This is a genomic window from Brevibacterium sp. UCMA 11752 (genome assembly GCF_021532235.1).
Taxonomy (GTDB): domain Bacteria; phylum Actinomycetota; class Actinomycetes; order Actinomycetales; family Brevibacteriaceae; genus Brevibacterium; species Brevibacterium antiquum.
The window spans coordinates 2,796,909-2,818,638 of sequence record NZ_JACBOS010000003.1; the positions used below are offsets into that span (position 1 = coordinate 2,796,909).

The following is a 21,730-nucleotide window of genomic DNA, read 5'->3' on the forward strand; positions in this document are numbered from 1 at the left end:
TCGAACGCTGTGATCGCATGAACACTCCGGCCAAGGCACCACTGACTCGGCAGCAGGTCATCGACCGTGCCGCCGAGCTCGGCATCACTGCGAAGCGACTGCACTTTTTCGACGAAGAGACGTTGTCTTCATCCGCACAGCACCTATATGACTACACTCAGCTGACGGATGTGGCGCTTCGCAGCATCCGCGAACCAGCCGAAGGGCTCTTCATCGCCGAGTCCTCGAAGATCATTCGCCGCGCCCACGCCGCAGGCATGGTTCCCCGGTCATACCTGACCAGCCCCAAATGGCTCTTCGACTTAGCCGACCTCATCGCCGCCAACGATGCTCCGATCTTCATCGGCACCGATGCTGCGGTGGAAGCCCTCACCGGATTCCACCTGCACCGAGGTGCTCTGGCCGCGATGCATCGCCCGCAGGCGCCCGCTGTCGCCGATCTCGTGGCAGATGCCCGACGCATCGTCGTCATCGAAGACGTCGTCGATCACACGAACGTGGGTGCGATCTTCCGGTCCGCCGCCGCATTCGGAGTCGATGCTGTGCTGGTGACGCCGAGGTGCGCCGACCCTCTCTACCGACGTTCCATCCGCGTGTCCATGGGCACAGTTTTCCAGGTGCCATGGACGCGCATCGAATCCTGGCCGGCTGGAGTCGATTCTCTGCGTGAACTCGGTTTCCATGTCGTGGCACTGGCCCTCGACGAGGACTCCGTGGCGATCCGCGAGTTCGCAGCAGACGCTCCCGAACGCACAGCCATTGTCTTCGGCACCGAGGGCGACGGTCTGCGACGCTCGACGATCGCCGCCTGCGATTCGACTGTCATGATCCCGATGTCCGGGGGAGTCGACTCCCTCAACGTCGCAGCCGCCTCGGCGGTGGCCTGCTTCGCATTGCAGAACGACTGAGGTCTGACGGCAGACCCAACCCGAATCGACACTGAGAACGAGAGGACCAGAGTGGACCGCACATCGCTTGCCGCCGCCCTAGAATCCGGACGCATCACCGGAGAGGTGGCGACTCCCAGGGAGAACAACCTCTCCCACATCCACCGTTTCCTCGCACAGGAGAGGCAGTTCGACTTCGGTGTCGAACTCACTCGCGACTGGGACTATGACTCCGTGTTCGCGCTCATGGTCGACCGGTGCGGTCTGCGCCCGGAGACGGACTTCATCGAGGGAGTCGACACGATCTCCACGCAGGCCTGCATCGACGCACTTCAGCGGCTGGCGAGCGCCATCGGCGACATCACCCGTGCCGGGGGCGAGATCCTCTTCGCCACGGGTCATCCCGCGGGTCTGCTGCCCGTGCATATGGCGATCGCCGAGGCAGCGGAAAGCCACGGTGCCCGCATCGTCGGCCAGGTCAACGCGATCCCCGTGCCCGGCCTCGGCGGCGACTGCAGACAGATCAATCGGGTGTGGACCTGGCACCAGCACGGTGGCACCCCGCACACCCATCTCGCCGAACCCATGCACGCACTCCTTGACGACATCACACGCCGAGGTGGTCAGGCCCCGGATCTGATCGTGGCCGACCACGGGTGGGCCGGTGCGGCATCGAGTCGTGGACTGCGAACGCTGGGGTATGCGGACTGCAACGATCCGGCCCTCTTCGTCGCCGAGGACCAAGGCGCCATCGAGGTCACCGTCCCCCTCGATGACGACGTCGTCCCATACCTCTACGAACCGCTCATCGCCTACGTCCTGGAGCAGGCCGGACTGAGCTGAGGGAACTCTGCCGGGGTGGGCCGGAAGCCGGACCTGATGCTCAGTCGATCTCGTTCGCGAGCCCCTCGACCACCTCGGCGGTGGGAAGTGATGCCAGCGCTGCCCCCGAGAGCATGAGCTTGGACCCGCGGATGCCGGAGCCGATGATGAGCTCTTTGGCCTCGGCCACACGTGAGTCGAGGAGAATTCTGTAGTTGTCGGGAAGTCCGATCGGGCCGATACCGCCGTACTCCATCCCCGATTCGCCGACCGCACGATCCATGGGCAGGAATGAGGCCTTGCGGACGTCGAGGAGCTTCTTCACGCGCTTGTTGACATCGGCGCGCGTGTTCGCGAGCACCATGCAGGCCGCGATCCTTTCCTCACCGGCGCGTGAACCTGCGACGAGAACACAGTTGGCTGAAGTCTCAGGCCCGAGACCGGTCGCGTCGAGCAGGGCCGAAGTGTCAGCGATCTGCGGGTCGATGGCAAAGGCGACGACATCACCGGTGATCGACGGGATCGCCTCGGCGGTGGGCTTGGCCATGAGATCGGGAGCCGATGCTGCGGGAGTGAGGTCGAATTGCGCAGAGATGCGTTCCTTGGTGTTCATGGGCACAGTTTAGGAGACGGTGTGCGAATCGCATTGAGCGAGTCCATCAGATAGACTGGGCTGTCGTCTCGTGTCCGGTTCCTACGGTGCGGGGCGTGTCCAGCAGACGAATTCGGGCACTGGCGGATGGGTCGACCCATACCAGGCGCCTGAGCGGATTCAGCAAAGGTAAGAATATGAAAAAGGACATCCACCCGGAATACGCACCGATCGTGTTCAACGATCTGTCGTCGGGAACCAAGATCCTCACCCGCTCGACCGCGAAGAGCGACAAGACGATCGAATGGGAAGACGGCAACACCTACCCAGTCATCGACGTTGAGATCTCGAGCGCATCGCACCCGTTCTACACCGGAAAGCAGCGCATCCTCGACTCCGCAGGCCGCGTCGAGAAGTTCAAGGATCGCTACAAGGGCTTCGGCAAGCGCTGATCCCCTGTCGGTTTCGACCGATCAGACGGTTCCGACCGTCACGCATGACTCATGCGGACTGCCCCGCACACCTGAGATGGTGTGCGGGGCAGTTCTTTTTTGCTCTGTGCTCAGTGTCAGTCCACGCTGACGCGGACGTCTGGCGACGGCTGAGTCCGTGCCGCGGGGTGGAACAGCGAGGCAACGCCGGTGGCATTGTCGAGGCAGTTCGCGATGCCGTGGGCGACCTTCTCCTTCGCCGAGACGACCGCGTCCTCAATGCTCAGCCCAGTGGCGATGCCAGCGGCGATGGATGAGGCGAACGAACAGCCTGCACCGTTGACGAGCTTCTCATTGACCTTGCGTGAACGCAGCGTCGTGACGCTCTCACCGTCGAAGAGGATGTCGATTGCGTCATCACCGGCCAGGCGTGCACCGCCCTTGACGACGACGTTTTCGGCGCCCTGACCGTGGATGATCTTCGCGGCCTCGACCATTCCCTCAACCGAATCGATCGGATCGATGCTGGCCAGCGTCGCGGCCTCCTCGAGGTTCGGGGTGATGACGGTGGCCAAGGGGACGAGATTGTCGACGAAGAGATCCTTGAGATCGACCATCGTGCCCGCACCCTTGCACACGAGGACGGGGTCGAAGACATAGGGCAACTCATTGGTCTTCAGCTTCTCGGCCAGGACGAGAGCGTTCTCCACGGACCCGAGCATGCCGGACTTGATCGCATCGAACGTGTGCACGGCCAGCGTCGATTCGAGCTGCCTGGTCACAACCTCGGGGTCGATGAATTCGATGACGTGGCTGAAGCCGTCGTTCGGGTCGAAGGTGACGATGCAGGTCACGGCGGCGGTGCCGAACGCGCCGTATTCTTCGAACATCTTCAGGTCAGCTTCGAGCCCTGCTCCGCCTGAGACATCGGAGCCGGCGATCGTGAGCACTTTGGAGGTCATAGTGGTCCTTTCGGGAATTGCTGTCGGGCAGAAGTCTACGCGCGTTCAGGCGCCGGCGTATCCCTGCTGTCGCCAGGCCTCGTAGATCGCGATCGACGCGGAATTGGCGAGATTGAGCGAGCGCCGCGACGGCAGCATCGGGATGCGCACGGACAGGTCCACATGCTCATCATCGACGACGCTCTCGGGCAGGCCCGTCGACTCCTGACCGAAGAGGAGGACATCACCGTCACGGTAGTCCACCTCGGCGAAGGACTGCTCCGTATGGGTGGTGAATGCGATGACCCGACGCTCGCCGAGGTGGTTCCACAGATCCGTCAGAGAAGCGTGGACCGTGACGTGGGCAAGATCGTGATAATCGAGTCCCGCACGACGCAGCTTCGTATCAGAGAGGTCGAAGCCCAAGGGTTCGACGAGGTGGAGGTGGGCCCCCGTGACTGCGGCCAGGCGTATGGCGTTGCCGGTGTTGCCGGGGATCTCAGGAGTGTGGAAGACGATGTCGATGTTCATATGAGATCCATTTTGTCACGTTCGCAAGTCGCTTTGGCTCTCATTCCAGCCAGGTGGTCTCGAGGTGCGGGAAGAGCGGATGTGCGCTGCTTCAAACCCGTCTTCGTCGGTGACGAACGTGTGCGGAGTCTCGGCACCGACGACGAGGACCCATCCGGTGGAGCCGGGGACCGGAGTCAGGCTGGCCGGCGGACGAGCAGGTAGCCCTGTCGTGTCGCCTCGGGGAATCGGCCCGCTTGGTCCGGTTCCCGTTCGAGCCGGGTCACGGGGAGGAAGCCGTGGTCAGCGAGAACCGTGAGCACCTGATCGATCGAGCGACGGTGGAAGTCGAGATCGACCGTGAAGCCGGCGGCCTGCGCCTGATGGTCGATTCGATCGCCGAGCTGGAAGGCCAATTGGAACAGGCCACCCGGCCGCAGTACTCGTGCCGCCTCAGCGAAGACTGTGTGCAGGGACTCATCGGGAACGTGGATGATTGAATACCACGCGAGGAGTCCGGAGAAGCTGTCGTCGCCGTACGGCAGTGCGGTCATGGTTCCGGTGGCGAAGTCGAAGGTGGGGTAGTGGCGCGTTGCCAGGGCGATCATGGCGGGGGAGAGGTCGAGGCCCGACGGAGTCAGACCCAGGGCGGCAAGGAATGCGGTGATCCGACCGGGGCCGCACCCGATCTCCAGCGTCTGGGCGTCCCCTGTGGCGAGCACGAGCTCCGAAAAGGCACCGAGAACTGCTCGATCGTGTGGCTTGGCCGTGAGCTCGTCTGCAATCCAGCCCGTATAGGTCTCGGCGATCGCATCGTAGGAGTCTCGGGTGGCTGCCTCCCGGTCCGAATCCTGGGGGCTGCTACGGGAGAGGACCGTTTCGTCATCAGTCTCATCGCTCATGTGAACAGCCTACGGTGTGACGCTGCGATTGAGCCTGGTGCGTCCCCGCGGGGACGCTTGCACATTCGGGCGATTCTAATTCTGTAGAACATTGTTCTTGCGAATATGAATCAGATTAGAAGATGACAAGCTGATTCAGCAGACTGAATCATGATGATCCGGATGTCATGTCAGTGGCGCCTCCTATGGTGAAAGTATGGTTCGAGGTCATGGGGACTCGCGAACCGAAAGGCCACAGGGGCCGAAGGGGAAAGGTGGGAACCATGGTCGAGAACACGGTTGCAGATCCATTTTCGGACTATCCGGATCCGTTCTCAGAATCAGAGATTCTCAAATCGATGAGCGTCGATCCCAGCGACTACGGCAGAGACTCGAGGGCGCAGGTGGAAGCTCCGCACGCCGAGCCGAGCCCTGGAGACCGCTCTGGCGGTGAGACGGATGCGGATCCTGAGACGGACACAGGGACTGGGCTCGGCGACCTCACCTCCGAGGAGCTGGTTGCCGACATTCGACGCAACATCTCGTGCATCGCCTTCTGCCACGCCCGTGTCATCGCACTCATCGACGAGGTCGAACGCCGAGGTCTGTGGGCACAGTGGGTGGGCGTGACATCGCTGCCTCAGTGGGTCATGCACATCGCCGCTGTCAGCGCACACACCGCACGGGAATACGTCCGCGTGATGATGGCGCTGCGCGAAATGCCCAAGGTCAAGGAGAGTCTGGGGGAGGGGAATGTCAGCTTCTCCAAGGTGCGCGAGGTCACCAGGCTGGTGGGGCGGATCCCCGATGAGGAAGCCTTGCGCTTAGCCGATGTCTCCACCGGAAGCCAGATCGGTGTGATAGCTCGCAACTACCTCCAGCTGTCCGACGCGAACGAGGCCGGTGGGCCGCCCCGCTTCCTTCCAAGCGACAGCGTGAGTATGCGGACCACCGAACCCGGGCGGACCCGCATCACGATCGACCTGGGCGAGGATGAAGCCGCTGAGTTCTCCTCGATGCTCGACGCTGCTCGGCATGTCCTCGAACAGCAGTCTGACGCGAAGGAGCAGTCCGACGCGGAAGAGGTCGACAGGGACGAGCAGGAGAGGCCCTCGTACGATCCGATCTCGCAGGTCATGTGCCTGATGGAGATCGTGCATGCGTTTCCGCAGGCAGAGTCGTCCGGCACCGTTGACGTCGACCGCGCCCGCATGCTCGTGCATGCCTCCGCCGAGGTGGTGACCAGATTCGGTGCCCTCGATACAGCGGTCGCTGAGCACGAGACCACTGAGCACGAGACCACCGATGCTGTCCTCGACGACGTCCCCGCGGGGACGTCTGCGGTCGGGAAGAAGGACCTGACCTGTCGGGTTGACGGCTTCGGAGGCATCACCTCGGCGACGGCGGAACGGCTGAGCTGCGAAGCCCTGATCAGCGGGGCGATCAAGGACGCCGATGGAGACGTGCTCATGCTCGGCCGTTCGAAGAGGCTGGTGAGCAGACGCCAACGCCTGGCGCTGAGCGCACGGGACATGGGATGCCAATTCCCCGGCTGCCGCGCCCGCAGGAGGTGCGACGCTCACCATATCCGTCCGTGGTCACAGGGCGGAGCAACGGACCTGGACAATCTCATCCTGCTCTGCCGCACGCACCACACGGCGGTGCACAAATATGAGTTGAATATCTCACGGACCTCAGCACCCTTCGCCGGAACGCTGGACGGACAGGCGGCATTCGCCTTCTTCCTGCCCGACGGCTCGCAGCTGCTTCCGCTCGAGGAGAGGAGGCGAGGGCGCCACGTCTTCGACACGGCGCGGCTGGTGAAAGTTGCCGAAAAGGCGGTAGCCGAAGCGGATCCGAGCACTCTCGGCGGCGGGTACGGCTTCAGCCTGGACTATTGCATTGCGTGGATGTTCGAAGCGGAATGGCGACACGCCCGGGCGAACAATGCCGCTGCGTAAATCTTGCCTATTTAGAACACTAGTTCGATAATGGATGTCATGTCTGCAGTGCCACTCGTTGAACAGCTCAGCCGGGAGATGGGTATCTCCACGGCCACTGCTCTGTTCGACGGGCCTGCCCCCCGCGCTGTGGATCCGGTGCTGGCACCGATGTTTCGCCGAGGCGGTCTTCCCAGAGGCGAGATCGTGACACTGACCGGAGGCCAGTCCTTGAGCTGTGCCCTCGCTGCGATCGCCGTCGCAACCCAGGAACAGAAATGGTGCGCCGGCATCGGGCTCGGAGAACCGGCCGTGTCGTCCATTGCCGATCTGGGCGTTGACCTCGACCATTTCGTCAACCTCGTCACCCCCGCCGAGGACTGGCTGCGGGTGGCCTCCATCCTCATCGAGTCCTTCGATATCCTCGTCATCGACCCGGGTTTTCTGCCCAGCGCTGGAGAACGCGCCCGGCTGCTGGCGAAGGTGCGCGAACGTAAGATCAGCCTCATCAGTCTGACGTCGATGCCCGGAAGCACGGAGCAGATCGAGATCACCGACACACAGTGGTCGGGCACGGAACACGGCCATGGACGTCTCCGCTCCTGCCTCGTGCAGGCCCGATCCCAGACCGGCATCCACCGGTTCCTGTTGCCAGGACCGGACGGGACTCCTGCCGAGGCACCCGCAGCTTCACCATCTGAGGGTGTATTCGAACGGCCGGTGATCCGCAGTGTCAGCTGACGCCGCTGTTGAGCCCAGGGCTGTGCGCACCGGCACCACTGACCGTCGCACGCTGGTTCTGACCGTTCCCGATTGGTCCGCGGTGGCGGCCGCGACCGAGCATGACCTCAGCCCGCGCACTCCGGTGGCGGTTCTCAGCGGAGGTAAGGTGGTCGCTGCCAATGCGCCTGCGCGAGCAGCCGGAATCGCTCTGGGCAACAACAAACGCGCGGTCGGGTACCGCTGCCCCGAAGCACATGTGGTGGCCTGGGACGAGGAGGCAGACAACCGACACTTCTCCGCTGGAGTCGGAGCGCTCGAGGAACTCGTGGCACGGTTCACTCTGCTCAGCCCCGGCACGCTCGCCATTCCCCTCGACTCACTCAAACACGGCTATGACGATGAGCCCAGCGCCGTGGAGGCGCTGATCTCAGCACTCGTATCGGTCACCGGGTGGGAGTTCTTCCCCGGCATTGCCGACACCGTGTTCGCGGCAGTCCTCGCCGCAGGACAGGCGCGTCGGGTCGAGCCAGGGGAGACCGCGGAGTTCTTGGCCGCTCAGCCGATCAGCACCCTCGAATACGTCGGGGCAGGCGCGACCGAACTCATCGATACCTTCACCCAGCTGGGTCTGCGAACCCTGGGGGATCTGGCCGAAATCGACGCGCGGGACGTGAACTCACGATTCGGGGCACTGGGCAAGCGCGCGCACGATCTGGCCACAGGAACCGAGTGGACGCCGCTGAATGATCATGTCCGGGAGGAACGACTCAATGTCGAACTCGGTCTGGACACGCCGACCACCCGCAGCGACACTTTGGGATTCCTGACCCGCCAGCTCGCCGCCGACCTGCTGACGACAGTGCGGCGCCGAGGGCTCGTGTGCACGCAGATCACAATCGAGCTCATCGCTGTCTCAGGGCAGTCCTCGAAGCGGACGTGGCGGATCGAGGACATGAACGAGAACACCATCGCCGATCGTCTGCGGTGGCAGGCAGAGGGATGGTTGGCAGGCGCCGCTCGAAAGGGACCGGCCACGTCCCGGAAGGACACACCGCCTGTCCGCAGGGACAGGGAGGTCCCGGCTCCCGACGAGCCCGGTCCCGACCCGGAAGACTTCTCCGAAGAGGGGGTCATCGCTCTGGGCCTCGTGGCCGCGGAGCTGACCACCCCCATCGGTGCGACGAAGAGCCTGTTCGATGAGAACACCGGACAGGTCACCCACACGCTGGAGCGACTGCAGGGACTGTTCGGTCCCGATTCGGTCCTGGTCCCGGGTCTGCAGGGCGGATGGGATCCGGCCGAGACGAACCTGTGGACACCGTGGCAGCAAACGGCATCACCTGTGCGCAGCCCCGGCGCACCTTGGCCCGGGGCACTGCACGCACCCCGACCGACGACAGTCGAACGTCTGCCCGTCGACGTGCTCGCCGCGGGAGGCCGACCGGTGGGAGCACGTCCCGCTGGCCTGGAATCGGCGCCGTATGCGATCCGCTTTCCCACCGGAACCGCCGAGGCGGTCATTGACTATTCGGGCTCCTGGCCCGTCGAATCCGGTTGGTGGGATCCGACGAAAGCCATCTACCGGACCCGGCTGCAGGTCGTCACCGACTCGGGGCAGGCACTGCTGCTGAGCAAAGAGAACGGCCAGTGGTACATCACCGGACGGTACCGCTGATGGGCTTCTCGAATCCGCGCACCCCCTGGTCCCAGCTGGCTCAGCGGCTGGAGGGCAAACAGGCCAGCCGCAAACAGGTCGCCGACAGGCAGGTCGCCGACAGGCAGGTCGCCGACAGGCAGACGGTTGACGAACACGCCGACGGATCCGACGCGCCCGCCTTCTCCCGACCAGACCGCCATCAGGTCTCGGTGGGTCCAGGCGGCTCCGATGGTGTCGGCCGGTATTCGGGGCCTGGCCAGGGGCCCATTCTGCGCACTTCGACCGTCGAGTGGGCCGAGCTGCATGTGCACTCCCAGTTCAGCTTCCTCGACGGGGCCTCCGACCCGGAGGAGCTCGTGGCCGCAGGTGCGGCCGCGGGGCTGACGTCCTTGGCGCTGACCGATCACAACGGTCTCTACGGTGCGGTGCGGTTCGCCCATGCCGCCGCCGAGGTGGGGCTGCCCACCGTCTTCGGCGCGGAGCTGTCCGTGGGGTTGGAGGAGAAGATCCCCGGCCAGACCGATCCCGATGCCACCCACCTTCTGGTCCTTGCCCGCGGAGTCGAGGGATACCACCGACTGTCGATGGCCATCACCGGAGCCAATCTGGCAGGGGAGAAGAACCGGCCGGTGTTCGGTCTCGAAGAGCTGGCCGCGATGAGCGGGGACTGGACGATCCTCACCGGCTGTCGCAAAGGCCCTCTGCGCCGAGCCCTGAACGATCCTGATGGTGGGCTCGGAGCCCTGCGCGAGCTCATCGCGCTCTTCGGACGCGAGCGGATCGCGGTCGAACTCAGCCGGGACGGAACCCCGGATGACGATGAACGGCTGCGCCACCTCGGCGAGCTTGCACAGCGGACCAAACTGCCGGTCGTGGCCAGCAACAGCGTGCACTTCGCTACCCGGGCGCAATGGAAGTCCGCGCAGGTGAGGGCCTCGGTGAGGTCTCGGCTGTCCCTCGACGAGCTGGCCGGGTGGCTGCCGGCGACGGCGAATGCCCGGATCCATACGGGCGAGGAGATGGCCGCACGCTTCCCTCGGCAGGCCTTGGAGAACGCGGTGGCCATCGGCAGGGAATGCTCCTTCGTCCTGGGCTCCGCCCGTCCGGATCTGCCGCGTGCTCCGATGCCCGATGCGCTTGGGGCCGAAGAGTATCTGCGCGAGCTCATCGAGGATCGCGGCGCGAAGCGCTACGGATCCCGGGCTGCGAACCCGAAGGCGTGGGCGCAGCTCGATCGGGAGATGAACATGATCGCGGAACTGGGGTTCTGCGGGTACTTCCTCATCGTCTATGACATCACCGAGTTCTGCCATCGGGTGGCGATCTTCTGCCAAGGGAGGGGCTCGGCGGCGAACTCCGCGGTCTGCTATGTCCTCGACATCACCGCCGTCGACGCGGTCAAGCACGAACTTCTCTTCGACCGCTTCCTCTCACCGGATCGCAAGGGGTATCCGGACATCGACATCGACATCGAATCGGGCAGGCGGGAGGAGGTCATCCAATACGTCTATGACCATTTCGGCCGGGAACGGGCCGCTCAGGTCGCCAACGTCATCACCTACCGGGCGAAGTCGGCGATCCGGGACGCGGCCTTCAGCCTCGGCTACGAACCGGGCCAGCAGGATGCGTTCTCCAAGACCAGCAATCGTTGGTCGACCCTGCCCGAGGCCGAGGATTCCCCGGTCCCGGCCCCGGTGCTCAGAATCGCCGGTGACCTCCTGGGCTCACCCCGTCACCTGGGCATTCACTCCGGCGGCATGATCCTTGCCGACCGTCCCATCGGTGAGGTCGTTCCGATCGAGAAGGCCACGATGGGCCATCGCACCGTCGTCCAATGGGACAAGGACGACTGCGCGGCCATGGACCTGGTGAAGTTCGACCTGCTGGGGTTGGGCATGCTCACAGCGCTGCACGAGATGGTCGATCTGGTCCATCGGCATACGGGTGAGCTCATCGAACGCGCCCACATCGACGATGAGGACGATCGCGTCTACAAGATGCTGCAGAAGGCCGATGCGGTGGGTGTCTTCCAGGTCGAATCGCGAGCCCAGCTGGCGACCCTGCCTCGCCTGCGTCCGGAGACGTTCTACGATCTCGCCGTTCAGGTCGCACTCATTCGGCCCGGCCCCATCCAGGGCGGGTCCGTCCACCCCTACATCCGCAGACGGCAGGGCCTTGACGAGGTCGAATACCTCCACCCACTGCTGGAGAAGTCCCTGGCCAAGACCTACGGGGTGCCGCTGTTCCAAGAGCAGCTCATGCAGATGGCCATCGACGTCGGCGGCTTCACCGGAGCCGATGCCGACCAGCTGCGGCAGGCCATGGGATCGCGGCGGTCAGAGAAGCGGATGACCGAACTGGCGGCGAAATTCCAGGCCGGGGCCGCAGCCAAGGGCGTCGACGAGGAGACCGCGGAGTCCATCTTCTCCACGATTGCCGCATTCGCCAACTACGGGTTCCCCGAATCACATGCGATCAGCTTCGCGAACCTGGTCTACCAGTCGGCCTGGTTCAAATACCATCACCATGCTGCGTTCACCGTGGGCCTGCTGCGCAGTCAGCCGATGGGCTTCTACTCACCGCAGTCCCTCGTCGCCGACGCCCGCCGTCACGGTGTGAAGATCCTGCCTGTGGACATCCGCCACTCGATGGCCGGCAGCGATCTGGAGCGCGTCGAGACCTCGGGCGAGTTCGGGATCCGATTGGGTCTGGACTCGGTGTCCCATGTCGGCTCCTTCGCCGAGGTGATCGAGACCGAACGCGCGAACGCACCGTTCACCTCGGTGACGGACCTGGCAGAGAGAACCGGAATCGGAAAGCAGGCACTCGAAGGGCTCGCCACCGCAGGAGCACTGAGCAGCTTCGACCTCGACCGCAGACAGGCACTGTGGTTGGCCGGAGGCGTCGCGGGAGCGCACCCGGGCGTGCTCCCTGGAACTGCCACGATCTCCTCGGCGCCGAGCCTGCCGACCATGGATGCCTTCGACACGACCCTGGCCGAACTCTTCTCCACCGGGATCACCGTCGACGGATACCCGACCGAGATCCTGCGAGCGTCCCTGATCGAACGGGGCTATGCTTCGACGGCGGATGCCGCAGCGGCTGCGGACGGGACCCGGATGACGGTGGCCGCCATCGTCACACACCGACAGCGCCCGGCCACCGCCTCGGGGATCACCTTCATCAACCTCGAGGACGAGTTCGGGATGCTCAACGTCGTCGCCACGGCCGGGCTGATGAAACGGTTCCGGCCGATCGCGACCTCGCGCAACGCACTCGTGGTCACCGGGCTGATCCAACGCGGGGGAGAGGTCGTGAGCCTCTACGCCCACAAGCTCATCCCGCTCGAGGTGCAGCTGCCGACCAAGGCCCGCAACTTCCGCTGATGATGTGTGACGGAACATGACGACACATGACACGAAGATGACGAGATCGCATCGGGGAAGTCACAGAGTCCATGAGAGTAGAGCCATCACCACTCGCACCACCCGCATGGACGATTGCGGGCGAACCCGTCGCATCCGAAGGAGACATCATGGCTCAGTCATTCGAAACCCGCCAGATCCACGCCGGTCAGACACCCGATCCGGTCACCGGATCCCGCGCGCTGCCCATCCACCAGACGACCTCGTTCGTCTTCGACAGCAATGAGACGGCCGCGAATCGCTTCGCACTCGCCGAGCTCGGCCCCATCTACACCCGCATCACCAACCCGACCACTGAGGTAGTCGAGAACCGCATCGCCGACCTCGAAGGCGGCGTCCACGCCGTACTCACAGCATCGGGACAGTCAGCAGCTCTGCTGGCGATCACGAACATCGCTGAGGCCGGTGACCACATTGTGGCCAGCTCCAGCCTCTACGGCGGAACCTACAACCTGCTTCACGTGACCCTGCGCAAGCTGGGCATCGAGACCACGTTCGTCGACGTCGATGACTTCGATGGATGGAAGTCAGCAGTGCAGGACAACACCAAGCTCTTCTTCGCCGAGGTTGTCTCCAACCCCCGCTCCGATGTCCTCGACATTGCCGCTGTGGCCGACATCGCCCACGAGGCAGGTGTTCCGCTCTTCACCGACAACACCCTGGCCACCCCCTACCTGGTGCGTCCGATCGAGCACGGTGCCGACGTCGTCCTCCACTCGGCCACGAAGTACCTCGGCGGACACGGCAACTCGATCGCCGGTGTCGTCATCGACAGCGGAAACTTCGACTACGGCACGCAGCCGGAGAAGTTCCCCGGGTTCAACACCCCGGATGAGTCCTACAACGGTCTGGTCTACGCTCGCGATCTCGGCGCGGATTCGCCGTTCGGAGCAAACGTCTCCTTCGGCCTCAAGGCCCGTGTGCAGGGCCTGCGCGACCTCGGACCGGCTGCCAGCCCGTTCAATGCATTCCTCATCGCCCAGGGAATCGAAACCCTGAGCCTGCGCATCGACCGCCATGTCGAGAACGCGAACAAGGTTGCTTCCTACCTCGAGAACCACGAACAGGTCAGCCGGGTCGCCTTCGCCGGACTCGAGTCCAGCCCCTGGCACGACAAAGCCAAGAAGTACCTGCCGAACGGTGTCGGATCGGTCCTCGGCTTCGACATCGCCGGAGGCTTCGACGCCGCTGTGGCATTCGTCAATGCGCTTGAACTGCACTCACACGTAGCCAATATCGGCGACGTCCGCTCGCTGGTCATCCACCCGGCATCAACGACCCATGCCCAGCTGGACGAAGAGGCACAGATCGCCGCCGGCGTGAACCCCGCCTTCGTGCGTCTGTCCGTGGGACTCGAAGGCAGCGACGACATCATCGCCGACATCGACAAGGGCTTCGCCGCTGCCGCAGCGAAGGCATCGGCCGCCGCCTGACATGACTACCCAGAGCACTTCCGTCGAGCGAATTCTGGGCTTCGTCACAGAATCCGGACACACGTTCGGGACTGTCGAAGTCGCCTATGAGACCTTCGGCACACTCAACACGGACCGCAGCAATGCGATCCTGGTCGAACACGCCCTGACCGGCGATACCAGCGTCACCGAATGGTGGTCAGGAATCGTCGGTCCGGGCGAGGCGATCGACACGGACGAATACTTCGTGGTGTGTGCGAATTCGCTCGGCGGGTGCTCGGGAACCACCGGTCCGCAGTCTGTCTATGACGACGGTCTGCCCTACGGATCACGATTCCCTGCGGTCACAATCCGCGATATGGCCCGACTGGAACACAATCTCACTCAGATCCTCGGCATCGACTCCTGGTATGCCGTCATCGGCGGATCGATGGGCGGAGCCAGAGCCCTCGAATTCGCACTCCTTGATCGACGCAAGGTGAATAAGTGCGCGATCATCGCAGCACCGGCCTTCTGCGAAGCCGATCAGATCGCCTGGGCGATGATGCAGGAACGCGCGATCGAACTCGACCCCGACTACTATTCCGGTGACTACACCGCGGTCGGCGCCTTCCCTGCACAAGGGTTGGGCCTGGCCCGCCAGATCGCCCACCTGACCTACCGCAATGATGCGGAGCTCAACCACCGGTTCTCCAGCCGACGCAGATCGCCTGACTATCATGAGGTCACTTCGTACCTCGACTACCAGGCGAAGAAGCTCACCGCCCGATTTGACCCACACAGCTACGTCGTGCTGTCTCGCGCCCTGCGCGATCACGACGTGCGCACCGGTCGCTCACAGGACTTAGCGACTGCATTGGCCGATGCATGCACCGACAACCTCGTCGTCTCAGTCTCCTCCGATCGGCTGTTCCCGACCGCTCAGGTCGAACTGCTCGCGCAGAATCTGCCCGGAGCGGTCAGCCATCACGTCATCGAATCCGAGGTCGGTCACGACGGTTTCCTCACGGAGACAGCGGCGGTCTCGGCGGCGCTGACGGACTTTCTCCGCGCCTGAACGCGTCCAAGCGTATTCAAACACGCGTCCAAATGCGTTCAAACGCATCCCATAGTGCTGGACACAGCCCCGGGCTCAAGGTGAGAGGGCCGTGCGGCTGATTCGCCGCACGGCCCTCTCACCTACCTGTCAGGATTCACTGCCTGTCAGGGCTTCTACTTTCCAGCTTTCGCCTTGCGTCCGTCCTTCTCCGCCGCCTTCCGCGCTGCCTTCTCTGCCTTGCGCAGCTGCTTCTCCGGCACCGCATAGTCCACCTGCGCACGGGAGTGACGGTAGTAGTCAGCGGCTTCGTCCTGTCGCTCGGCCTCGACACCGGTCGCGATCGTGGCGCGGCGGTGATCATCGCCATAGCCGAATGCGTCCACCAGGTCCAAGGCGTTGGCAGACAGCTTCTCGCACAGGCGATTCAGCGTCTCGTTGAGCTGCCGGGCGCGCAGCATCGGCAGACGACCGTACATGAGGTGCCAGCCCACGTGCTTCTCGATGAGGCTGAGACCGTAGGTGTCGCGCAGGCGTCGGAACAGCTTGTTCTGGTCAGGGTCCTGCTGCTCCCTCATCGCCTCGTCGAGGGCCTTCCACTTCTCCAACTCGACGTAGGCACGGGCCATCTCGATGAACTCATGCTGATTGGAGTTGAACAGGTCCGCGGCATCGGCGGCTGACATCTTCATCGCCGGCCGCAGCGCCTGGGCGAGTCCGGAGACCATGACTTCGAGCCGGGTCTCGAGAAGCGAGCGCTGCAGGCGGCCCGAGCGGATCCGCTTCTCGCCGAGGTTGGGAGTGAATACGTCGGAGATGGCGAGTCCCGCATTGGCCAGTCCGGTGCGGTAGAGCGTGTGCTCTGCCGCCTGGGTGCCGATGTAGCGGGCGGCACCGCCGACGTCGATGTTCGCGAATTCCTTCGCATAGTCGCCGAGGAGGCGCTTGGCTGCCAGCTGCAGGAGCACCGTGTTGTCGCCTTCGAACGTGGCGTAGATGTCGAGGTCGGCGCGCAGCCCCACCAGGCGGTTCTCGGCCATGTAGCCGGCGCCGCCGCAGGCTTCCCTCGCCTCTTGGATGACGTCGAGGGCCATCCATGTCGTGTCAGCTTTGAACGCCGCGGCTCGGGTTTCGAGCAGAGCCCGATTCTCCTCGCTCTCGTCGGCCCCGGAGAAGACTTCCTCGAACGAGGTGAGCAGCTTCTCGTGGGCGAAGGCCGAGGCGTAGACCGAGGCGATGGCCGGCATGAGGCGGCGCTGGTGCTGCTGATAGTCCAGCAGGGTGGTCTCGTTGATGTCATCGACAGTGGTGAACTGTTTGCGTTCGAGCCCGTAGCGCACGGCGATGTCGAGCGCCAGCTTCGAGGCCACGATGGCCGCACCGTCGAGAGAAACGCGGCCTTGGACGAGGGTTCCGAGCATCGTGAAGAAGCGACGTCCGGGGGAGTCGATGGGGGAGGTGTACTCGCCCGCGGCATTCACAGCGCCGTAGCGATCGAGAAGATTGAATCGAGGAATGCGAACCTGTTCGAAGACGATCCGGCCGTTATCGACGCCCTTGAGCCCGCCCTTGTAGCCGTCATCTTCGATGCTGATGCCCGACAGGATATCTCCGTCTTCATCACGGATCGGCACGAAGAACGCATGCACACCATGATTGACTCCGCCGGTGATGAGCTGGGCGAAGACGACCGCGGCACGTGCATCACGAGCGGCATTGCCGATGAATTCCTTGGTCGCGGCCCGAAACGGTGTGTCGATGACGAATTCTTCGCTCTCGGCAACATAGGTCGCTGTGGTGCCGACCGCGGCAACGTCTGAGCCGTGACCGATCTCCGTCATCGCGAAGGATCCCAGAAGTTCACCCTGCTGTGCCGCGACCAGCCAAGCATCGTGCTGTTCGGGATTGCCCAGGTGCAGGATCGCTCCGCCGAAGAGTCCGAACTGGACTCCTGCCTTGACCTGGAGACTGGGGGAGGCGGTGACGGTCTCCTCGAAGCTGGCGATATTGGTCGCATGCTGGTTGCGTCCGCCGAGTGAGGGTGGCAAGGCCACCATCGGCAGTCCGGTGCCAGCCATGAGCTTCACTCCGGCCAGCGTCTTGGCTCGGGTGGTCTCGAGGTCATCGGCAGGGTCTTCATGGGTGATCTCTTCGAGTGCCAGGGTGCGCCCCTGGCGTCGAGCCTCGGCCCACTGGCCGTCGAGGGCGGTGTTGATCGCCTGTGGATCAAGGGAAAGCTTCATTCGTCTACTCCTAGTTTTGCGGGCAGCGAGGCCCAGAGCCATTGACTGATTGCGGTGGCGAATTCATCGGGGCGGCTGGGATCGGCCAGCCAGTTCTCGGTCGCGGCGCGCACGAATCCGATCGCACCTGCTGCCCACAGCTGTCCCTGAGTGCCCTCAAGGCCAAGCCGTTCGGCGAGGAGCCCGGCGATCGAGTTGAAGAACCCACCGGTCTGCGTCGGTGCGAAGCGATTGACCGCTGTATCGCAGAATCGGTAGATATTCGGTGATTCTGCGGCGAGCGCGACGAAGGCGTGGATCATCTTCGTCAGTGCATCCTGCGCCGAGGCTGCTGTTGCGTCATCGAGTGACTTGGAGATGACATCCATCGCCCATTCGCCCATTGCCGCCTGCAGTCCGGCACGATCCGTGAAATACCGGTAGAGCACTGACTTCGTTGTGCCCGAATGCTCTGAGATCTGCTCCATCGACAGTTCGTCGCCGTGCTCATCGACGACATGCCGGACGGCCCGCAGCAGCTCGTGGCGCCTGTGGTCGCGATGCTGCTGCCACCGAGTGGACCGACCGTCTGTGAGCGATTTCATGTGACAGACGGTATCAGGTACTGTCGGTAACAGTTAAATCCATATACCGGAGGTGCAAATGTCCACTCCCACTCAGCGCGCCGTCATCCTTGGCGGTAACCGCATTCCGTTCGCTCGTTCGAACAAGCAGTATTCCAAAGCGAGCAATCTCGATATGCTCACGAGCGCCCTCGACGGGCTCGTGGCTCGCTTCGGCCTGGCCGGAGAGAGCATCGGCGAGGTTGCCGGTGGTGCCGTCCTGAAGCATTCGAAGGACTTCAACCTCACCCGTGAGGCAGTCCTCGGTTCCGCCCTGTCGCCGACAACTCCCGCGTTCGACGTCGGGCAGGCCTGTGCCACCGGTCTTGAGACCGTGGTCAGCCTCAACAACAAGATCAATGCCGGCCAGCTCGAATCGGGCATCGCCTCCGGCGTCGACTCCGCGTCGGACGCCCCCATCGTCATCAACGACTCGATGCGTGAGATCCTGCTCGAGCTCACGCGCGCCAAGACCCTGGCCCAGCGGGCGAAGATCGCCGCGCAGATCCGACCGGCCTACCTGGCTCCCCAGGCACCGTCGACGGGTGAGCCCCGCACCGGCATGAGTATGGGTGAGCATCAGGCGATCACCACTGCCCAGTGGCAGATCACCCGTGAGGCTCAGGACGAACTGGCTCTGGCCTCCCATCACAACCTCGCCCGTGCTTGGGATGAGGGCTTCTTCGATGATCTCTCGACGCCCTACCTCGGTGTCAGCCGCGACACCAATATGCGCGCGGACTCGTCCGCCGAATCTCTGGCCAAACTCTCGCCCGTGTTCGGTAAGAAGCTGAGCTCCCCGGCGACGATGACTGCAGGCAACTCGACGCCCCTGACCGACGGTGCTTCCTCGGTCCTCCTCGGCAGTGAGGACTGGGCGAGCGAGCACGGCTTCACCCCGTTGGCTCGCCTCGTCGATGCCGAAGCCGCAGCCGTCGATTTCGTCGACGGAGCCGAGGGGCTGCTCATGGCCCCGGCCTACGCGGTTCCACGCCTGCTGGCCCGCAACGGGCTGACGTTCGAAGACTTCGACGTCTTCGAGATCCACGAAGCATTCGCCTCGACCGTGCTCAGCCACCTCGCGGCATGGGAATCAGAGAAGTTCTGCCGTGACAAGGTCGGCCTCGACGGTGCACTGGGCACCATCGACCGAGCCAAGCTCAACCCGCTCGGTTCAAGCCTCGCCGCCGGACACCCGTTCGCGGCGACCGGTGGGCGCATCATCGCCTCCACCGCGAAGTACCTCAAGCTCACCGGCAAGAAGAGGTCGCTGGTCTCGATCTGCGCAGCAGGCGGCCAGGGACTCACCGCGATTGTGGAGGCAGCATGAAAGACACCTACCTGGGCTTGGTCAACGGCCCACTGAAGCAGGTCGCGAAGACTCTGGGCCTGCCGCAGCCGGTCGAACTGCACCGCTTCGACTCGACTCCGGCGGACTACCGCCGGAAACCGGTGCTCGTACTCGGCTCCGGACCTGAGGCGCAGAAGCTGGCCGACCTGCTGTTGGACAATGGCTTCGAGGTTCGACGCCACGCCAACTCGGGGGAGTCCCTGCGAGCCATCATCGACGTATTCGACGAAGCCACCGCGCCCGTCGATCTCTCGGCGACCGTGCTCGAGATCGGTTCAGCGCTGCGATCGCTGGCCCGCTGCGGACGCGTGATCACGATCTCTGCTGCCCCGAACCCGCAGCAGCAGAGCCCCGAACTCGCGGCCGCGACTCAGGGGATCACCGGCCTGACACGGTCCATGGCTCACGAGATGCGCCGTGGAGCCACCGCCAACGGGATCCTCCTCGACGGCGTCGACGTGCAGGCACCCTCCGTGTCCACCGCACTGTGGTTCCTCCTCTCGGGCAAATCAGCCTATGTCTCGGGCCAGTTCATCACCGTCTCGACGAAGGCCGGCACCCCGATGGGGATGAAGGAGTTCCTCTCCACCGGTGAGGCCGGCCCGCTGGCAGGACGCACCGCAGTCGTCACCGGTGCCGCTCGGGGTATCGGTGCAGCGATTGCGCGCAACCTGGCCCGTGACGGTGCGCAGCTCATCGGCGTGGACATGCCGCAGGCCGGGCAGGCTCTGGCAGAGGTGATGAATGAGGTCGGCGGCAGATCCCTCCAGCTCGACATCACCACGGAGACCGCTGCGGAGAAGATCGCCGAGGCGGTCGGAGGTCCCGTCGATATCCTCGTCCACAATGCCGGAATCACCCGGGACAAGATGCTGGCGAATATGGATGCCTCCCGCTGGGACTCCGTCATCGCCGTCAACATCGCCTCCCAGGCCCGGATCAACGCCCATCTGCAGGCCAAGGGCCTCTTCGCCGAGGGCGCACAGGTCGTGTCACTGGCCTCGACCTCGGGCATCGCAGGCAACCGCGGGCAGACGAACTACGCAACCTCGAAGGCCGGAGTCATCGGACTCACCGCCGCCTCGGCGCCGGACTTCGCGCAGCGCGGAGGAACGATCAATGCTGTGGCTCCCGGCTTCATCGAAACCGATATGACAGCCAAGATGCCAGCCTTGACCAGGCAGGTTGCACGCAGGCTCTCCAGCCTTCAGCAGGGTGGACAGCCCGTCGACGTGGCCGAGACCATCGGATTCCTCGCCTCGGCGGGGGCCCGTGGGATCAACGGTCTGACGCTGCGGGTGTGCGGCCAGAACATGGTGGGTGCATGATGGCGAAGGATTCGATGCTTCCGCTGTACGCGAAGGCGGTGCTCAAGGCTCTGCCGTTGGGCACACGCACGAGCCCGGACCTGCCCAGCCGCTCCCTGGATCGCAGCATGCCGATCGAGGCCGATGCCTACGCCGGTTTCACCACCGTCATCGGTGCCGGACTGGGCAACACCGTCCACCCGGGATACCTTCACGTCCTTGCGTTCCCGCTGAGCATGCAGCTGCTCGGCGACCCCGAGGTGCCGCTGCCGATGATGGGCATGGTCCACATCCACAACAGGATCGACAGCCTCGGCGCCGTGCATATCGGTGACAGCGTCGACTTCCATGTGGAGTTGGCCGGTCCCTACCAGCATTCGGCCGGAACCACGATCGAGGTCATCGTCGAGGCGAAGGTTGAGGGCGCCCTGCGCATGCGTGAGACCACGACCTATCTGGCTAAGGGCAAGAAGCTGCCCAATGCAGAAGCGAAACCACAGTCGCCGCGGGAGGAGTTCACTGCTCCCACCCCGAGCGCACTGTGGCGACTCGATCCGATCATCGGCCAGCGCTATGCCCACGCCTCGGGTGACTACAACCCGATCCACCTCAACGGATTGGCCGCGAAGGGCTTCGGCTTCCCGCGCCTCATCGCCCACGGCATGTACGGTGCCTCGCGCGCGTTGTCCGCGGTCGATACGAGGCTCGAGTCATACCGTTGGGATGTGTCATTCGCCAAGCCCGTGCTGCTGCCCTCGACCGTTGGCTTCGCCATCACCGAGGGACAGAGGCATGAGGCCGCGAAGTTCGCCGTCTTCGATCTCAAGTCCGGCAAACCGCACATCCTCTCAGAGGTCTCAGCACTCAGTGAATGAGCCTGTGCAGGCCCCGGTGAGGGCCTCAGCAGAATCAGCTGAGTGCCGTGCGTCACAATCGGCCGATCTGATTTTGCACGGCCGAAAGTCGCGTG

General features: G+C 64.1%; 18 protein-coding genes. 12 read left to right on the forward strand and 6 right to left on the reverse strand.

Going from position 1 to position 21,730, the window contains the following annotated elements:
- Positions 1-17: 17 nt before the first annotated feature.
- Positions 18-908 (forward strand): TrmH family RNA methyltransferase, encoded by an 891-nt coding sequence (locus HU144_RS12415; RefSeq protein ID WP_235351575.1) that lies wholly within the window; start codon positions 18-20, stop codon positions 906-908.
- A gap of 51 nt (positions 909-959) precedes the next feature.
- Positions 960-1,730, forward strand: coding sequence for a phosphatase (locus HU144_RS12420; protein WP_235351576.1), 771 nt, complete (start codon positions 960-962; stop codon positions 1,728-1,730).
- Positions 1,731-1,770: 40 nt separating this feature from the next.
- Here the strand turns inward: HU144_RS12420 and HU144_RS12425 are convergent, their stop codons facing one another.
- Complete coding sequence (locus HU144_RS12425; RefSeq protein WP_235351577.1) at positions 1,771-2,322, reverse strand: YbaK/EbsC family protein; 552 nt, start codon at positions 2,320-2,322, stop codon at positions 1,771-1,773.
- Between the two features lie 176 nt (positions 2,323-2,498).
- Between HU144_RS12425 and HU144_RS12430 the strand changes: the two genes are divergently transcribed.
- Positions 2,499-2,753 carry a type B 50S ribosomal protein L31 gene (locus HU144_RS12430; RefSeq protein ID WP_009881328.1) on the forward strand — a complete coding sequence of 85 codons (255 nt, stop codon included), beginning with the start codon at positions 2,499-2,501 and terminating at the stop codon, positions 2,751-2,753.
- 116 nt (positions 2,754-2,869) lie between these two features.
- Here HU144_RS12430 and HU144_RS12435 read toward each other — a convergent pair whose 3' ends face one another.
- The 3 genes from HU144_RS12435 to HU144_RS12445 all read right to left on the reverse strand — a co-directional run bounded on the left by HU144_RS12435 (position 2,870) and on the right by HU144_RS12445 (position 5,085).
- Positions 2,870-3,694: a PfkB family carbohydrate kinase gene (locus tag HU144_RS12435; RefSeq protein WP_235351578.1), complete on the reverse strand. Its 825-nt coding sequence runs from the start codon at positions 3,692-3,694 to the stop codon at positions 2,870-2,872.
- A gap of 45 nt (positions 3,695-3,739) precedes the next feature.
- A complete protein-coding gene (locus HU144_RS12440) occupies positions 3,740-4,204 on the reverse strand; it encodes a tRNA (cytidine(34)-2'-O)-methyltransferase (protein ID WP_235351579.1) in 465 nt (154 codons plus the stop codon).
- 176 nt (positions 4,205-4,380) lie between these two features.
- A complete protein-coding gene (locus HU144_RS12445; RefSeq protein ID WP_235351580.1) occupies positions 4,381-5,085 on the reverse strand; it encodes a class I SAM-dependent methyltransferase in 705 nt (234 codons plus the stop codon).
- 263 nt (positions 5,086-5,348) lie between these two features.
- On the opposite strand from HU144_RS12445, the gene HU144_RS12450 reads away from it, so the two are divergent.
- The 6 genes from HU144_RS12450 to metX all read left to right on the forward strand — a co-directional run bounded on the left by HU144_RS12450 (position 5,349) and on the right by metX (position 15,278).
- The gene (locus tag HU144_RS12450) at positions 5,349-7,025 is read left to right on the forward strand and encodes an HNH endonuclease signature motif containing protein (protein ID WP_235351581.1); all 1,677 of its coding nucleotides are present in this window, start codon (positions 5,349-5,351) and stop codon (positions 7,023-7,025) included.
- Between the two features lie 39 nt (positions 7,026-7,064).
- The gene (locus tag HU144_RS12455) at positions 7,065-7,745 is read left to right on the forward strand and encodes a DNA recombination/repair protein RecA (protein ID WP_235351582.1); all 681 of its coding nucleotides are present in this window, start codon (positions 7,065-7,067) and stop codon (positions 7,743-7,745) included.
- Entirely contained in the window at positions 7,735-9,402 is a 1,668-nt protein-coding gene (locus HU144_RS12460) for a DNA polymerase Y family protein (RefSeq protein ID WP_235351583.1), read from the forward strand. The genes HU144_RS12455 and HU144_RS12460 overlap by 11 nt, the downstream gene beginning before the upstream one ends.
- Complete coding sequence (locus HU144_RS12465; RefSeq protein WP_235351584.1) at positions 9,402-12,770, forward strand: error-prone DNA polymerase; 3,369 nt, start codon at positions 9,402-9,404, stop codon at positions 12,768-12,770. Before HU144_RS12460 ends, HU144_RS12465 begins: the two co-directional genes overlap by 1 nt.
- 149 nt (positions 12,771-12,919) lie before the next feature.
- Positions 12,920-14,242, forward strand: a complete 1,323-nt coding sequence (locus tag HU144_RS12470) for an O-acetylhomoserine aminocarboxypropyltransferase/cysteine synthase family protein (RefSeq protein WP_235351585.1) — start codon at positions 12,920-12,922, stop codon at positions 14,240-14,242.
- Position 14,243: 1 nt separating this feature from the next.
- Complete coding sequence (gene metX, locus HU144_RS12475) at positions 14,244-15,278, forward strand: homoserine O-acetyltransferase MetX (protein WP_235351586.1); 1,035 nt, start codon at positions 14,244-14,246, stop codon at positions 15,276-15,278.
- A gap of 155 nt (positions 15,279-15,433) precedes the next feature.
- Here the strand turns inward: metX and HU144_RS12480 are convergent, their stop codons facing one another.
- Positions 15,434-17,500, reverse strand: a complete 2,067-nt coding sequence (locus HU144_RS12480; protein WP_235351587.1) for an acyl-CoA dehydrogenase family protein — start codon at positions 17,498-17,500, stop codon at positions 15,434-15,436.
- Positions 17,497-18,084 carry a TetR/AcrR family transcriptional regulator gene (locus HU144_RS12485; protein ID WP_235351588.1) on the reverse strand — a complete coding sequence of 196 codons (588 nt, stop codon included), beginning with the start codon at positions 18,082-18,084 and terminating at the stop codon, positions 17,497-17,499. Before HU144_RS12485 ends, HU144_RS12480 begins: the two co-directional genes overlap by 4 nt.
- Positions 18,085-18,142: 58 nt before the next feature.
- Between HU144_RS12485 and HU144_RS12490 the strand changes: the two genes are divergently transcribed.
- Genes HU144_RS12490 through HU144_RS12500 form a run of 3 tightly spaced genes read left to right on the forward strand, consistent with a single transcriptional unit; the run spans position 18,143 to position 21,635 of the window.
- A complete protein-coding gene (locus HU144_RS12490) occupies positions 18,143-19,432 on the forward strand; it encodes an acetyl-CoA C-acetyltransferase (RefSeq protein ID WP_235351589.1) in 1,290 nt (429 codons plus the stop codon).
- Positions 19,429-20,781, forward strand: coding sequence for a 3-oxoacyl-ACP reductase (locus tag HU144_RS12495; RefSeq protein WP_235351590.1), 1,353 nt, complete (start codon positions 19,429-19,431; stop codon positions 20,779-20,781). The genes HU144_RS12490 and HU144_RS12495 overlap by 4 nt, the downstream gene beginning before the upstream one ends.
- Positions 20,778-21,635, forward strand: coding sequence for a MaoC family dehydratase (locus HU144_RS12500; protein WP_235351591.1), 858 nt, complete (start codon positions 20,778-20,780; stop codon positions 21,633-21,635). The genes HU144_RS12495 and HU144_RS12500 overlap by 4 nt, the downstream gene beginning before the upstream one ends.
- The last annotated feature ends 95 nt before the right edge of the window (positions 21,636-21,730 follow it).